Source organism: Paenibacillus sp. 01T431, assembly GCF_056398625.1.
Window position 1 is genome coordinate 173,314 of sequence record NZ_JBFTPT010000009.1, and the last position, 15,207, is coordinate 188,520.

At 46.3% G+C, this 15,207-nt stretch carries 12 protein-coding genes; 7 read left to right on the forward strand and 5 right to left on the reverse strand.

Annotated features, from left to right (window positions below):
• Window positions 1-82 precede the first annotated feature (82 nt).
• The 3 genes from AC1DM9_RS18125 to AC1DM9_RS18135 all read left to right on the forward strand — a co-directional run bounded on the left by AC1DM9_RS18125 (window position 83) and on the right by AC1DM9_RS18135 (window position 3,706).
• On the forward strand, window positions 83-1,060 hold the full coding sequence (locus tag AC1DM9_RS18125; RefSeq protein WP_477581446.1) for a bile acid:sodium symporter family protein: 978 nt from the start codon (window positions 83-85) through the stop codon (window positions 1,058-1,060).
• A gap of 38 nt (window positions 1,061-1,098) precedes the next feature.
• On the forward strand, window positions 1,099-2,874 hold the full coding sequence (gene pnpS, locus AC1DM9_RS18130; RefSeq protein ID WP_477581448.1) for a two-component system histidine kinase PnpS: 1,776 nt from the start codon (window positions 1,099-1,101) through the stop codon (window positions 2,872-2,874).
• Window positions 2,875-2,983: 109 nt separating this feature from the next.
• Window positions 2,984-3,706 (forward strand): response regulator transcription factor, encoded by a 723-nt coding sequence (locus tag AC1DM9_RS18135; RefSeq protein WP_076270199.1) that lies wholly within the window; start codon window positions 2,984-2,986, stop codon window positions 3,704-3,706.
• Between the two features lie 116 nt (window positions 3,707-3,822).
• Here the strand turns inward: AC1DM9_RS18135 and AC1DM9_RS18140 are convergent, their stop codons facing one another.
• The gene (locus AC1DM9_RS18140; protein ID WP_339204013.1) at window positions 3,823-4,689 is read right to left on the reverse strand and encodes an AraC family transcriptional regulator; all 867 of its coding nucleotides are present in this window, start codon (window positions 4,687-4,689) and stop codon (window positions 3,823-3,825) included.
• A gap of 174 nt (window positions 4,690-4,863) precedes the next feature.
• On the opposite strand from AC1DM9_RS18140, the gene AC1DM9_RS18145 reads away from it, so the two are divergent.
• The gene (locus AC1DM9_RS18145; protein WP_477581450.1) at window positions 4,864-5,715 is read left to right on the forward strand and encodes a lipoate--protein ligase family protein; all 852 of its coding nucleotides are present in this window, start codon (window positions 4,864-4,866) and stop codon (window positions 5,713-5,715) included.
• A 6-nt stretch (window positions 5,716-5,721) separates the two neighbouring features.
• On the opposite strand, the gene AC1DM9_RS18150 is transcribed toward AC1DM9_RS18145, so the two are convergent.
• From AC1DM9_RS18150 to AC1DM9_RS18165, 4 genes are all read right to left on the reverse strand, one after another.
• Entirely contained in the window at window positions 5,722-6,198 is a 477-nt protein-coding gene (locus AC1DM9_RS18150) for a threonine/serine exporter family protein (RefSeq protein WP_339204011.1), read from the reverse strand.
• Between the two features lie 76 nt (window positions 6,199-6,274).
• Window positions 6,275-7,033 carry a threonine/serine exporter family protein gene (locus AC1DM9_RS18155; RefSeq protein WP_339204010.1) on the reverse strand — a complete coding sequence of 253 codons (759 nt, stop codon included), beginning with the start codon at window positions 7,031-7,033 and terminating at the stop codon, window positions 6,275-6,277.
• Between the two features lie 47 nt (window positions 7,034-7,080).
• Window positions 7,081-8,268, reverse strand: coding sequence for a M20 family metallopeptidase (locus tag AC1DM9_RS18160; RefSeq protein ID WP_477581453.1), 1,188 nt, complete (start codon window positions 8,266-8,268; stop codon window positions 7,081-7,083).
• A gap of 1,161 nt (window positions 8,269-9,429) precedes the next feature.
• Entirely contained in the window at window positions 9,430-10,278 is an 849-nt protein-coding gene (locus AC1DM9_RS18165; RefSeq protein ID WP_083682407.1) for a helix-turn-helix transcriptional regulator, read from the reverse strand.
• A 121-nt stretch (window positions 10,279-10,399) separates the two neighbouring features.
• Between AC1DM9_RS18165 and AC1DM9_RS18170 the strand changes: the two genes are divergently transcribed.
• The 3 genes from AC1DM9_RS18170 (at window position 10,400) to AC1DM9_RS18180 (ending at window position 15,054) form a co-directional block, all read left to right on the forward strand.
• A complete protein-coding gene (locus AC1DM9_RS18170) occupies window positions 10,400-12,469 on the forward strand; it encodes a beta-galactosidase (RefSeq protein WP_477581455.1) in 2,070 nt (689 codons plus the stop codon).
• A gap of 235 nt (window positions 12,470-12,704) precedes the next feature.
• On the forward strand, window positions 12,705-13,958 hold the full coding sequence (locus tag AC1DM9_RS18175) for a methyl-accepting chemotaxis protein (RefSeq protein WP_477581457.1): 1,254 nt from the start codon (window positions 12,705-12,707) through the stop codon (window positions 13,956-13,958).
• Window positions 13,959-14,058: 100 nt separating this feature from the next.
• Window positions 14,059-15,054 (forward strand): PstS family phosphate ABC transporter substrate-binding protein, encoded by a 996-nt coding sequence (locus AC1DM9_RS18180; RefSeq protein ID WP_441885896.1) that lies wholly within the window; start codon window positions 14,059-14,061, stop codon window positions 15,052-15,054.
• The last annotated feature ends 153 nt before the right edge of the window (window positions 15,055-15,207 follow it).

Sequence of the window (15,207 nt, forward strand, 5' to 3'; positions counted from 1 at the left end):
TTTCCGTTCATGTGCGGAGTGTCTATGTTATTATATAGCTTATGTACAAAATCGACTAGAAGAGGTAAATGAGGGAAAGATCATGCGTGAATGGGGTTTAGCTTTTAACCAGCAATTTGAGAGATGGATGTTCATCATTATTCCAGGATCGTTGATACTTGGCTTTCTATTTGCAACACAGCTTCAGCCTTTTATTGAAATGGTTCCTTACTTATTTGCCTATGTCACGCTAACGATGGCCATTGGCTGCGGATTAGGACAATTGCGAGAGGTACTGAAGCGGCCGGGCATTATCGGGCTTACCTTTTTGATTGCTCATGTCGTATCTCCGCTGGTAGCCTATGGACTTGGGGCACTCGCATTTGGTGCAGATTCGCCCTATGTGGTGGGCCTCGTTTTGTTTACGCTTATACCAATCGGAGTGTCTACCGTGCTATGGGTTGGCATGTCAGGAGGCAGTGTTCCGCTTATGCTAGCCATGGTTGTGCTCGATTCAGCGCTTAGTCCACTGGTAGTGCCGGCGGGTATCCATCTGTTTTTTGACTCCGCTGTTGAAGTGAAGGCAGGACCCATTATTGTTGATTTACTCGTTATTATTGTACTTCCTACGATCATTGGCGTCGCCCTTAATCAAATGAGCCGAGGACGTATTCAAAGTATCGTGCAGCCATTTACAGCACCGCTTTCCAAGCTTTGTTTCGTCGGTGTTGTCGCGTTAAATGCATCGGCTATTGCGCCTCATTTAGGAGAGCTGAAGCAGGATATGCTGCTGCTCGTTCCGATTGTTGTGCTGCTGGTTAGTGCTTGTTACGCCTTCGGCTACATTGGAACGGCGCCGCTTCGCAAACACGAGCAGCAGGTGACCGTTTCCTATGCAACAGGAATGCGCAACATTTCTCTTGGCATTGTGCTGGCGCTCGGTTATTTCAGTCCAATAGCTGCTGTGCCTGTTGTGTTGTCGATTCTTATTCAGCAGCCTTTAGCAACTGTGTACCATTATGTTTTACAAAAACTTAATAATCACAAGGGTAGCGAAAGTACTGCGACGCATGTACCATAAACGATGTGTGCATGATTAAACATAAGGAGTGAATGTTAATGAACAGCTTCCGCACTAGGCTGACGCTCATCATGATTGCGATGATCGCATTATCGGTCAGTGCAGCAGGATTATTTATGGTCAAAACGTTCAAAGAAAACCATATCAAAGCGCTTGAAGACAATATGGTTCGTGAGATGCAGATCATCTCGGCAAAAATGAATTGGAAATCAGGTGAAATTTCCTCCTTATATGACTATTATACAAATGAGGCAAAGGAGCTCCAGCGTTATGCGGGTGCTCGAGTAACCTTTATTCGCAATGACGGTGTCGTGTTAGGTGATTCAAATGGAGATCCTCGGGATATGGACAATCATCTAAACCGTACCGAAGTTAAGGAAGCATTGGCTACAGGAACAGGAAGATCGATTCGGGCTAGTGAAACGGTTAGACAAAATATGATGTATGTCGCTATTCCTGTAACGGTGGTGCCGGGTCAAGCGCCTGATGTGATTCGCCTGGCGATGAGTTTGAAGGAAGTTGATGAAAGCATACGTCAATTGACGATGATGCTGTTCTTAGGATTGCTTGTACTTTTCCTTATTGCAGCTTTTATTAGCTACCGCCTGGCACTTGGTCTGACAAAACCGCTGGAGCAAATTACGAAGGTTGCTAAACGCATCAAAAATATGGATTATTTGGCAAGAGTAAAAGTGATGAAGCAAGATGAAATTGGTGAGCTTGGAAATGCTATTAATGCGATGGCAGACAGCTTGCAAGTTCAAATGACGCGTATACAGCAAAATGAGAATCAGCTTGAGAGTGTTCTTGATAATATGATTAATGGAATCGTCATGATCGACCTGAATGGAAAAATCGTATTGATGAACAGACGTGCAGAGGAAGTGCTCGGCTTCTCCGCTCGTGATCTCGTTGGCCGTCATTATGCAGAAGCGAAGCAGCAATACGAGCTGTCGCAAATGATTCAAGAGGGTCTTAAAAGCAAACAGCATCTGCGTGAGGAAATTACGTTTTATTTTCCAGAGGAGAGGCTGCTGGAGCTTAATCTCGTGCCGATTCATCCGGAGGGGAATGATTTCTCTGGTGTACTGCTCGTATTGCAGGACGTTTCCGCTATTCGCAGACTGGAGAGGATGCGCAGTGAATTTGTCGCAAACGTCTCCCATGAGCTGAAAACGCCGATTACCGCAGTAAAAGGTTTTGCTGAGACGCTGCTTGGCGGCGCGGTTAACGATGAGGAAACAGCACGTTCTTTCTTGCAAATTATATTTGATGAGTCAGATCGGCTTAACCGATTGATCGGAGATATATTGGAGCTGTCCAAAATCGAGTCACGGCGAGTGCCGCTTGTGTTCTCGCCTGTAGAAGTGGATACGTTCGTTCACAAATCGATTAAGCTGATGGAATCAGAAGCGGTACGCAAAAGAATTGAGCTCAGCATGAACATCGAGCCGGGTCTTTATGTTGAAGCCGATGAGGATCGTTTGCGTCAAATCATTATGAATTTGTTATCGAACGGGATTAACTATACGCCTGAAGGGGGCAGAGTATCCTTAAAGGTTGAAGGTTTGGGCGATGATCATATTCGCATCCAAATTAGCGATTCCGGCATCGGTATTCCGAAAAAGGATTTGCCGCGTATATTTGAACGGTTTTATCGCGTAGACAAAGCACGTTCGCGCAGCTCAGGCGGTACGGGACTTGGATTATCGATCGTTAAGCATCTCGTTGAGCTTCATAAAGGTACCATTACGGTAACAAGTGATGTTGGTGTAGGATCTACATTCACGATCGAGCTGCCTGTACTGCAATAGAAAAAAAGATTTACCTATTCTTCATGAATCCGTGATAAACTAAAGCTAAACGTTCTAAATATGCGGATGCGGCGTCTTTGGCGCCGCCATTCGCCAGGTTGGAGGTAACATGTCGCATAAAGTGCTCGTCATTGAAGATGAACCGACATTAGCAAGGCTTCTGTCGTACAATTTGACCCAAGAGGGCTATGAAACGACCGTTATCGATCATGGCGGGGAAGGCTTGCAGACGGCTTTGCAGCGTAATTTCGATTTGGTCATCTTAGATATCATGCTTCCTGGCATGAACGGCTTTGAAATATTAAACCGTCTTCGCCAAAATGGCGTAAGAACACCGGTCATTATTTTAACAGCTCGCAATGCGGAAGAAGAGGTTGTGCAAGGACTGAAGCATGGTGCTGATGATTATATTACGAAGCCGTTTGGCGTGGCTGAACTTCTAGCACGCGTATCCGCGGTGCTTCGTCGGACACAGCTTGATGATAGCAAGCCGATCGAGTCTTCAGAGAAAGTCATCACAGCTGGTGATTTGTCCATCTATCCCGAGAAGTATGAGGTCATCTTAAACGGCGATACGATTCCGCTTAGACCGAAGGAGTTCGAGGTTCTGCTTTATTTAGTACAGCGTCCAGGCATGGTAATTACGAGGGATGATCTTATGAATGTCGTGTGGGGCTTCGATTATATCGGCGGCCAACGTACGGTTGATGTTCATGTGAGCTCATTGCGGAAGAAGCTGGAGCTTGGTCAGCAATCTGTACAAATCGAATCGATCCGTGGTGTAGGTTATAAACTCGTTATGCCAAAAAAGCTCGTTACCCCGAAATTATAGGGTGGACGAGCTTTTTCTAATGAAAGTATATCATTTGCTCCTACTTATCTTATATTTCTCCCTCAAAGCTGCTTTCATCCAAAGGACGCTGAAGGTATTTTTGGTTGATAAGCAGATTATTGCCGGTTAAGCACAAGCATCTTACGCTGGAATTGCTTAGGCGAGCAGTCGTTGTATTTTTTAAACATTTTATAAAAATGTGCCATATTCGGCATCCCGATTCGCTCGCCAACCTCCGAAATGCTCAAATCCTTCGTCAGCAATATTCGTTCTGCCCACTTCACCTTGCGATAATTCACATATTCCGTAAAGGAAAGCCCGATCGTTTTTTTGAAATATTTTACGAAGTAATAATAGCTCATATTGGCGATCTTGCAAACCTCTTCAACTTGGATACGATCCGTCAGATGATTTTCGATATAATCGAGCACTGGTTTCAGGCGAATGCGCTCAAAATTATCTTGCTCAATCAACACTTTGCGGCTGTCGTTGCGGAGCAAAAGCAGCAATATTTGCTTGACTAAAACGCTGACTGCCAGCTCATAGCCTGTTTCTTTATGTGTCGTCTCGTGCAATAGCTGATGAATGTAAGAGACAGCTTGCTGCTTTGCCGTGTTGTTTTCTTGGAAAATATAATTCGCTTTACTGAGCGGTGTTTGGGTTTCTGAGAAGTACCGCATATAGGGAATCGTGCTTTGATCAAAAAACGGTTCCAGATCGAATTGAAGCACAATATAATCGAGCAAGTTATGGCTGCGATCGGAGTGCAGCTCCGAAGCTCCGATAAGCACGATGTCGCCAGAAGTCAGGTGAAAGCTTTCTTCATCGACGTAAACGTCCAGCTCACCCTCGAGAATGAGCAGCAGCTCAACCTGTTTATGATAATGCCAGTTTGTATAACCGTCCAGACTGCGAATGGGGCGAAAAACGCGCAGCGACAGCAATGGGTTTTCGTATGCGACTTTTTCATTTATTGCTTCCAAATCTAATGTTACCCCCTTGGCGCTGCATGACAATATCCTTATTGTAGTGAATGCTTTCACCATTAGCAATAAGGGAGCGGTATAAATGATGCGCGATTGCTCATTTATCGTTAAAATAGATATAACTTAGCAAGTATACGGAGTAAGGGATTAGCAGAGAGGGTTGGACGACATATGGAACGGGATTCAATAAGGGATTATGGTTTGGAAAATGTGCTGCTGCTCGACCGCATGAATGAGCTGGATGAATTAGATGTGTTATATCCATTTGCGCTGGATGAGCTGCTTTGCAGAAAAACAGGGCAGGGAGGTCCAGCCATTTGCCATATTTGGCGACACCCAAGAGCATTTGTTATGGGACTGCGCGACAGCCGATTGCCAGGCGCTGCCAACGCTGAAATGGCTCTTCAATCGGAAGGCTGGTCTACTGCTGTGCGCAATTCGGGAGGAGCTGCGGTACCGCTTGATTTGGGGGTCATTAATATATCGCTGATCATGCCGAAAAAAGCGTTGGACTCCTTTCATTTTCATGATGATTTTGAAAAAATGTATGGGCTGATTCGTCATGCATTACAGGAGACGGGCTGCAAGGTAGATAAAGGGGAAATCAAAGGCGCTTATTGTCCTGGCGAATTTGATTTGAGCATTGGCGGGTATAAGTTTTGCGGAATCGCACAGCGTCGGCAGACGCATGCCTTTATTGTACAAGCTTTTATTGTAGCGGATGGATCTGGCCAGGAGCGGGCCAGCTTCGTTCGATCCTTCTATGATAAAGCTGCGCAGGGGGAAAACGAAAACGATTATCCGCTTGTGGCTGCTGAAAGCACGGCTAGTTTGGAGCAATTGACACCGCTTGGCGCAGGAGCCGGAGATGCTTTTGTCAAAGCGGTCAAACGAGTCATAGCTTCGCAGCAGACGGAAGCGGGTATGAGAGAAGCAGAGTCGAAGCTTGTAATGCCGACAAAAGAACAAATCATAGAAATGGCTAATATATTGCGTTCCAGGTATTCGATTCCATCTCAATAAATTATGCTAACGTTCCGTTTTACGGATGAGCTGATTGACGACCTCTGAGAAAATAAGACCAATTGCAATGGCTCCTGAGAGCATGAATGCTTTTACGGCTAGCTGCACGGCAATGTCATAATTGTCTTCCACGACGTTTCTCATAGCATCGTAGGCGAGTCCGCCGGGAACTAATGGAATAATGCCGGATACGCTGAAGACGATGATGGGCGTTTTGTATAGCTTTGAGAATAGCTGGCTCACTACGGTTACGATAAAAGCAGCAATTAACGTCGCAGGAATGGTATCCAGCGACAGCTCTGTGCAGGAAATATAAATGAACCAGCCTATCATGCCAACAACGCCGCAGTGCACAAGCGTTCGCTTCGGTACGTTGAAGATGAGGCCGAAGGCTGCTGAAGCTATAAAGCTAGTGACTAGCTGTTCTAATATCGACAACGTAATACACCTCCGAATTTTGCGAAATATAAGAAAGTATATCATTTTCTATTACTTATCTTATATTTCACCGTCAAAGCTACTTCAGCGTCTAAAGTACGCCGAAGGCGTGTTTGCTTGATTAATAAAACGAGAGCACCGCGGCGATTCCTGCACCCACAGCGAATGCTGTGAGAAAAGCTTCTGCTCCCTTCGAAAGCCCTGATACAAGGTGGCCAGCCATCAGGTCTCTGACTGCTGCTGTAATATGCAAGCCGGGCACAAGAGGCATAACTGAGCCAATAATAATTTTATCGAGGTCAAATCCATATCCTTTATGTACAAACAGCACGGACAAGGTGCCGATCAGCAAAGCCGTAATGAACTCGGAGAAAAACTTGATCGGCACGATTCGATGTAGCTTAACTGAAAAAGCGAAACTAATGCCGCTGATGAGCACAACAGGGATGAAGTCGCGCCAGCTGCCTTGGAACATGATAAGAAAACAGCCGCTCGCTATCGCAGCAGCAATGATTTTCATCCAAACCGGATAAACGAAGGCGTTAGAGTCTATTTCCTGTAAAAGTCGGTGTGCATCGCCAGCAGCCAGCGTACCGGTGCTAATTTTTCTGGAAATATCGTTGACTAAGGATACCTTAAGCAAATTCGTCGAACGCTCGGAAATACGAATGAGCTTCGTCATTTGGGATGAACCGTCAATGGCAAATATAATACCGGTCGGCGTGACGAAGCTATGGGAGTTCTCTATGCCGTAAGCAGCTGCAATTCGGGACATCGTATCTTCGACACGATAGGTTTCGCCGCCGTTTTGCAAAATGATTTTGCCGGCCAATAAACAAATTTGTGTAATCTCGTGGCTATTGATGATGCTTTTATCCATTGCGGCCTGCCTCCCCATTCCGAGCGAAGTTGTTCTTTATCCTGTTCTTACTTGCTGCTTTTGGTTTGATGCTCGAATTCRGCGCGAATTCGTGCGAGCAGCGCAGGATAGGCAAATACGTCGTATGCGGTTGCAGCTAGCATTTTGGCACCAAATAACATGCCGTCCAGCGCATATTCGGTCATTGCCGCATCACGAAACGCCTCCGTATGAAGCAGCAAACGATCTTGTACCACCTTGACGTAAGGATGAATAGCTGGACAGCGAACGGAGACGTTGCCTAAATCAAGCGAGCCATGATCCTTGCCGATTTCCATATCCTCAGGGCGAATGCCTGCCTCGATCAGATTCGTATTGAACTGCTCGGACAATGCTTCATTAGTAAGCAGCTCATCATAAGAGTATTCGAAATGATTTGTTGTAACGGTGCAGCCCGTCTGCAATGCGGCCCCTTCTGCACAGCGCAGCACTTTCGCAGTGAGCTCGTTTGTATAAGTACGTGAAGCCGAGCGGACATAAAATTTGGCCGATGCATAATCAGGAATGATGTTCGGCGCCTTGCCGCCGTTGTCAATAATACCATGAATGCGCGCATCGCTGCGTGTTTGTTGGCGCAGCGCATTAACGCTATTGAACAGCTGAAGCACAGCATCCAGCGCATTAATTCCTTCATATGGACTTGCAGCTGCATGCGCGGCTAGACCATGAAATTCAAACTGCACAGCATCCAGCGCTAGTGATTCGCCTGAACGTTCAAACGTATAGTATGGATGCGCCATTAAAGCGAAGTCGCAGTCATCGAATAAACCTGCCTCTGCCATTGGTACTTTCGCTCCGCGTGTTTCCTCAGCTGGCGTACCATAGATGCGAATTTTTCCGCCAATGCCGCTGTTTATCAAAGCCGCTTTAAGTCCGACAGCTGCTGCCATGCTCATAGAGCAGATGAGATGATGTCCACAAGCATGTCCGATTTCTGGCAAAGCATCATACTCGCATAAGAAGCCAACTGTCGGGCCAGGGCTTCCTGTATCATAAACACCGATAAAAGATGTCTCAATGCCTAAAATACCACGTTCAACCACAAACCCGTATTTTGCAAGCTCCGTACAAAGCAGCTCCGAAGCAAAAAACTCCTCATGTCCAAGCTCTGGCCGACTGCCCACCGATCGTGATATCGTGCGAAAAGCGTCCGCATATAGATCAATTTCATTAAATATAAGTTTTTTATTAGTCATGATGATATGAACCTCCTGAATTGAAGTGAAACCTATGAACTCGGCTGTATGTTAAGAATAGGTCGGCTGCCAACAGAGGGAAGTCTGCTGTTAGCACGTATGTGTTCTTACAGCCTCCGAAGTAACCTAGCTATGTGCCTGTAAGAACCTATAGGTTCTTATGGAGCCCGTCAGGCGTGCTGCCAACAGCGGAAAGTCTGCTGTTAGCACGTATGTGTTCTTACAGCCTCCGAAGTAACCTAAATATGTGCCTGTAAGAACCTATAGGTTCTTACAGAGCCTGTTAGGCGTGCTGCCAACAGCGGAAAGTCTGCTGTTAGCACGTATGTGTTCTTACAGCCTCCAAAGTAACCTAGCTGTGTGCCTGTAAGAACCTATAGGTTCTTACGGAGCCCGTCAGGCGTGCTGCCAACTGCGGAAAGTCTGCTGTTAGCACGTATGTGTTCTTACAGCCTCCRAAGTAACYTAGCYGAGCGTCTGTAAGAACCTATWGGTTCTTATGGAGCCCGTCAGGCGTGCTGCCAACAGCGGAAAGTCTGCTGTTTCACGTATGTGTTCTTACAGCCTCCGAAGTAACCTAGCTGAGCGTCTGTAAGAACCTATAGGTTCTTATGGAGCCCGTCAGGCGTGYTGCCAAYAKCGGAAAGTGTGCTGTTAGTACGTATGTGTTCTTACAGCCTCCGAAGTAACCTAGCTGAGCGTCTGTAAGAACCTATAGGTTCTTATGGAGCCCGTCAGGCGTGCTGCCAACAGCGGAAAGTCTGCTGTTAGCCCGTATGTGTTCTTACAGCCTCCGAAGTAACCTAGCCGAGCGTCTGTAAGAACCTATTGGTTCTTATGGAGCCYGTCAGGCGTGCTGCCAACAGCGGAAGGTSTGCTGTTAGTACGTATGTGTTCTTACAGCCTCCAAAGTAACCTAGCTACGTGCCTGTAAGAACCTATAGGTTCTTACGGAGCCTGTCAGGCGTGCTGCCAATAGCGGATAGTCTGATGTTAGCACGTATGTGTTCTTACAGCCTCCAAAGTAACTTAGCTGAGCGTCTGTAAGAACCTATAGGTTCTTATGGAGCCCGTCAGGCGTGCTGCCAGCAGCGGAAAGTCTGCTGTTAGAACGTATGTTTTCTTACGGAGCCAACTCCGAACCACACAACTGCCCTCACATCAACGCATGCCGTGAATTTTTTTAAACTGCTCCGGGCTTAACCCTTCAAGCCGCCTAAAGACGGAGCTGAAGTAGCTGGGGGAGTCGAAGCCGACGCGCTGGGAGATTTCGTGCATCTTGATCTCGCTTTCGCGGAACATAAGCTCCTTGCTCCGATTGACGCGCTCCCGGTTTACGTATGCCATTGGTCGCATTTTCAAAGCTTTCTTAAAAAGCAAGCATAGGTACTGCGGCGTTACATCGATACAGCCTGCTAAATCCTTTATCGTAATAAGCTTGCTGTAATTAGCTTCAATATAATGAAGAACAGGCTGCAGCTTTAAGTAGTTTTGTTCTACCGAGTGTGAGCTTACAAGAATAACCTTCATTAAATCAAGTAAAAACATGTAAACCAGCTTAGAGCATTCGAGACCGAGAAAGGATCGGCCGGATTGCGTCATTGCGTAAATGTTTTTCATGTGGGTAACAATCATATCATGATCAGCAGTCGAATAGACACCGGATTGTGTAATTCCAGCCTGCCTGAACAGCTTGTCCGACAAATCGCCTCTAAAGCTCATCCAAATGATTTCCCAAGGCGCTTGTATTGAAAAATATTGATGCTGCTCGTTCGGAAACAGGCAGAACCCTTGCCCAGCTCGAACGGTCATTTGTTGATCGCCAACATGGAGCTCGCCCGAGCCGCTAATGACTTGCAGCCATTGAAAATGAGGATAGCCGTTTGGACGGTCAATCGGCTCTTGATCGCTCCAATGCCCGATACTCGTGAGATAAACCGGGAGTGTCTTGTCTGTCTCTGTCAAAATCGGAAAAACCATCGTGTCGATAGCGGTGGCCTCCTGTTTCATATTTTTATAATGATGCGAAAATACTGTTATATAGTTGGTTCAATGAACAAGCTATAATATGAATATCATTATAGTATAACCAATAATAGCTGCAAGCAAGACGAAAATGGAGGCAGATCAGATGAGTATGAAATTTCCCCCGATAAGCGCAAAAATTCCGCAAATGCTGCATGGTGCAGATTATAATCCAGATCAATGGCAGAAGTATCCTGAGGTGCTGGAGGAAGACATCCGCCTCATGAAGCTTGCACATTGCAACGTGATGTCTGTAGGCATTTTTGCATGGATGGCGATCGAGCCTGAGGAAGGCGTATTTACATTTGAATGGCTGGACACGCTGCTTGATAAATTTGCTGCTAACGGCATCTATGCCTTGCTTGCTACACCAAGCGGTGCGCGCCCGGTATGGATGTCTCAAAAATATCCGGAAGTGCTGCGCGTTGCACCTAACGGAATTCGTAATTTGCATGGTGCGCGTCACAACCACTGCTTCAGCTCACCTGTATATCGCGAGAAGGTAACGATCATGAACTCGAAGTTGGCTGAACGTTATTCGGATCATCCTGCGGTTATCGGCTGGCATATATCAAATGAATATGGCGGCGAATGTCACTGCTCGTATTGTGAAGACGCTTTCCGCGACTGGCTGAAAAATAAATACGGTACACTAGAAGCGCTTAACGATGCTTGGTGGACGACGTTCTGGAGCCACACGTATACCGATTGGAGCCAAGTCGAGTCGCCAACCGAGCGTGGCGAGAAAGCAGTTCACGGCCAGAATGTTGACTGGAGAAGATTCGTTACGGATCAAACGGTTGATTTCTGCCGCAACGAAATTGCTCCGCTGCGAGCTGCTAACAGTGAGCTTCCAATTACGACGAACTTTATGCTTGATTTTGAGCCGCTTAACTATTGGAAGTTTACAGAGCTGCTCGATATGATTTCGTGGGATGCTTATCCAACTTGGCACGACAATGGCGGAGACGACAGCGAGCAAGCGGCGTGGATTGGCTTCAACCATGATGTGTTTCGTTCGCTTGGCGGCGGAAAGCCGTTCATGCTGATGGAAAGCACGCCGAGCATGACGAACTGGCAGCCAATTAGTAAAGTGAAGCGTCCAGGCATGCATATGCTGTCATCGCTTCAAGCGGTTGCACATGGCTCAGATACTGTTCAGTATTTCCAGTGGCGCAAGAGCAGAGGCTCGAGCGAGAAGCTGCATGGTGCAGTAGTGGACCATGTCGGCCATGAGCATACTCGCGTTTTCCGTGATGTGGCTGAGCTTGGCGAAGCTTTGGAGAAACTAACTGAAGTAGTAGGTACAACTGTGAAGCCAGAGGTAGCGCTTATCTATGATTGGGAAAACCGCTGGGCAGTAAAGGATTCGCAAGGCCCGCGCAATAGCGGTCTTCATTATGAGGAAACGGCTAAACGCCATTATCGTCCGTTCTGGGATCTGGGTGTGCCAGTGGATATTATTGATTCGGAATGCAGCTTTGATTCGTACAAGCTTCTTATTGCTCCTATGTTATATATGGTGCGTCCGGGTGTAGGCGAGCGCATTGAACGTTTTGTTGAAAATGGCGGTACTTTCATCGCTACTTATTGGACAGGTATCGTTGATGAGAATGACCTATGCTTCCTAACAGGCTTCCCAGGACCACTGCGCAAGACGCTTGGGATCTGGTCCGAGGAGATCGATTCGCTGCATGATCATGATTCCAATCAGGTCGTGCTGAAGGACGGAAATAAGCTTGGACTGAGCGGCCAATATACAGCACGCGAGCTGTGTGATCTTATCCATCTTGAAGGGGCGGAGGCACTTGCTGTATATGGAGAGGATTTCTATGCGGGTCGCCCTGCCTTAACGGTAAATCATTTGGGTGCAGGCAAAGCCTATTATGTTGCATCGCGCAACGAAGCAGCTTTTACAAACGATTTTCTGACTCGAATTATAGAGCAAGAGGGGATCAAGCGAGTTCTTGATTCCGAGCTGCCTCATGGCGTAACTGCACAATTAAGAACAGATGGCGTGAACGACTACGTCTTTGTATCCAATTTCAGTGCAAATGAGGATTCGGTTGCTTTAGATGCTCAGCAGTATACAGATTTGTTGACGGGTGCGGCTCTAAACAACAGTGTTGAATTGAAGCCTTACGGCTGCCGGATCTTGAAACGAGCTTCGAAATAATACTAGTCTTATAGAAAAGCTGTGTGAAGCGTACAGGAAACTGTACGTGGATCACAGCTTTTTTGTTGTTTAGTCATAAAGACTCTCTTATTGGAAAATTCAATAGGTATGTTTTTACGGAAATTAAAAAATATATTGTCGAATTTAACATTCCGATAACATTTCTACCTAATTCAATTGATGCTTACGACCTATAGTGAGTGCATAAGGAAAAAGAAGGAAGGGTGAGGGTGAAGTGACAGCGACTGTTCTAGATAAAGAAAAACAATCAGCTATCGAGAAAAATGAGCGTACTGCTCCAAACACACCACTTAACGGAAACGTACAACAACCGATTGAGGTAAAAGGAACCGATGAAAGGACTGTTAAGCAAGCGGAGCAGCGTGCCGATGAAATAACAATTCATCCGGTAAAAGCAGAAGCAACGCGCCTGCATCATTTTTTGCGTCAGGCTCCAACAATAGACGCAGAGCATACATGCCGGCAGACGATCGCTGTGTTTAAGAAGCATCCGGAAAGTGAGTGCATTATCGTAACTGGGGAGCAAGGGGCTCCTATCGGTCTGATGATGCGCAATCGGTTCTTCCTGAAGCTGGGCCATCGCTTTAGCGCAGATTTGTATGATGACAAACCAATTACAAAGCTTATGGATGCGAGTCCGCTCGTAGTCGATTATGATTATGCACCGCAGCAGCTCATTGACAGCGCATTAAGCCGCCACGAGAGTGTGCTTTACGATTGTGTCATCGTTACGTTAAAAAATAAGCTTGCAGGTATATTGACTGTGTCGGACATGCTCAAGATTTCCCGGCTGCTGCAGCAGGAAGCCGTTGATGCGCAAATGAGTACGATTCGCTCAGCAGAGCAGCGGGTGAGAGAGATCGAACAAGCCGTCAGCAGCGTTCGCAAGTCAACTGAACAAGGCGAGTCAATGTCTGTAGATATGGTCGATTTGACCCTAACCGGCAAAAACGAGCTGGATAAAGTAACAAAAGCTTTTAACGCCATGACGCTGAGTTCTGAGCTTCAGGAGAAACGGATGAATGAGCTTCAATCTGAGGCGGGGTCTATCAGCAAAGTTTCTTTATTAATAAAAGAACTGGCAGAGATGAGTAATCTACTCGCGCTGAATGCTTCTATAGAAGCAGCCCGTGCAGGGGAGCATGGGCGCGGGTTTGCGGTAGTAGCTGGTGAAGTGATGAAGCTGGCAGGCCAAACGAAGCAATTTGCGAACGAAATTACGACGTTAACAAAAACGATAGTTGATGCCATTACGCAAACGACAAGTCTTGCTCATTCGGGACGAATGGAGACGATCGCAAGCGAAGCGAATATCAATCAAGCCGTGGAGGTGTTTAATCATCTTTTCCGAGCGGCAGCTGATAATCGCAATAGCGCGAAGCAAATTGGCGTTTTATCGGAGCAGGCACATCAGCAAGCCGTTCATATCGCAGTCGAAATGAAAAAATTACAGCAATCTTATTTTTAACATGGAGTTTACAAAAACAGAATACGAGGTTTACAAACGGCTAGTAGTATAAGAGGCACGGGGATGAACCCTTACAGACATAATAAGAGGAGTGGTAGAGTTGTTAAAGAAAAAAGGGTTTAAAGGAATTCTAATGTTGTCGATGGTGACGCTGCTCGTATTCGCAGCTGCATGTGGTAATAATAGCGGAAATAAAGGTTCTGAAAATACAGGATCTAAGAATAACACTGCAACTAACGCACCAGCTGGTGAAGATGTGAAATTGTCAGGCGAGATTAAAATTGATGGTTCAAGCACAGTGTTCCCACTTACAGAAGCAGCAGCTGAAGAATTCAACAAAGAGCACAAAGATGTACGAGTACCGGTTGGCGTATCTGGCACAGGCGGCGGCTTTAAACAATTTTGCGCAGGCGAAATTGCCATTGCAGATGCTTCCCGTCACATCAAGGATGAAGAAGCAGCAGCTTGTAAAGCAGCTGGCATCGAATATACAGAGCTTTCTGTAGCATTTGACGGTTTGTCTGTTGTTGTAAGCAAAGACAATGACTTCATCGACCACTTGACAGTTGAAGAGCTGAACAAAATCTTTACAACTGGCAGCACAGTAACAACTTGGAAAGACGTTCGCGACACTTTCCCTGCTGAGCCGATCGTAATGTTCTCACCAGGCGCTGATTCCGGAACTTATGACTACTTTAATGAAGCTATTCTTGAAAAAGCAGGCATTCGCAATGATAAAGCAATCAGCTTCTCTGAAGATGACAACGCACTTGTTCAAGGCGTAGCAGGCAGCAAATACGGCATTGGCTACTTCGGTTTTGCTTACTTTGAAGAAAACCAAGATAAATTGAAAGTTGTTCCTGTAGACGGCGGCAAAGGCGCTATTGCACCAACTTATGACACAATTAAAGACGGCACTTATGCTCCATTGTCCCGTCCGCTCTTCATCTATGCAAACAATAAAGAGCTTGAGCGTCCAGAAGTGAACGCATTCGTTAAATACTATATCAACAACATCGGTACTTTTGCTGGCGAAGTTGGTTATGTATCCCTTCCAGATGAGCAATACGCAACTGAAGCAGCAAAAATTAAATAAGTAACAAACGACCTGATGAAAATGTGTGGTGTCTCGAGGGACATCACCTTTTTATCGGCACAAATGTAAACGAATTGTAAAGGCAAGAAGGAGGACGCTGCAATGCCAAGCCAAGGGCTGCAAACGGTCAGTAAGGCTCAAACAAACAGCAAG

Bases quoted from the DNA above. Each gene is read 5' to 3' on its own strand.
- AC1DM9_RS18170 (WP_477581455.1), top strand. From the start codon at position 10,400: ATGAGTATGAAATTTCCCCCGATAAGCGCAAAAATTCCGCAAATGCTG.
- AC1DM9_RS18125 (WP_477581446.1), top strand. From the start codon at position 83: ATGCGTGAATGGGGTTTAGCTTTTAACCAGCAATTTGAGAGATGGATG.
- AC1DM9_RS18145 (WP_477581450.1), top strand. From the start codon at position 4,864: ATGGAACGGGATTCAATAAGGGATTATGGTTTGGAAAATGTGCTGCTG.
- AC1DM9_RS18155 (WP_339204010.1), bottom strand. From the start codon at position 7,033: ATGGATAAAAGCATCATCAATAGCCACGAGATTACACAAATTTGTTTA.
- AC1DM9_RS18135 (WP_076270199.1), top strand. From the start codon at position 2,984: ATGTCGCATAAAGTGCTCGTCATTGAAGATGAACCGACATTAGCAAGG.
- AC1DM9_RS18150 (WP_339204011.1), bottom strand. From the start codon at position 6,198: ATGATATACTTTCTTATATTTCGCAAAATTCGGAGGTGTATTACGTTG.
- pnpS (WP_477581448.1), top strand. From the start codon at position 1,099: ATGAACAGCTTCCGCACTAGGCTGACGCTCATCATGATTGCGATGATC.
- AC1DM9_RS18165 (WP_083682407.1), bottom strand. From the start codon at position 10,278: ATGAAACAGGAGGCCACCGCTATCGACACGATGGTTTTTCCGATTTTG.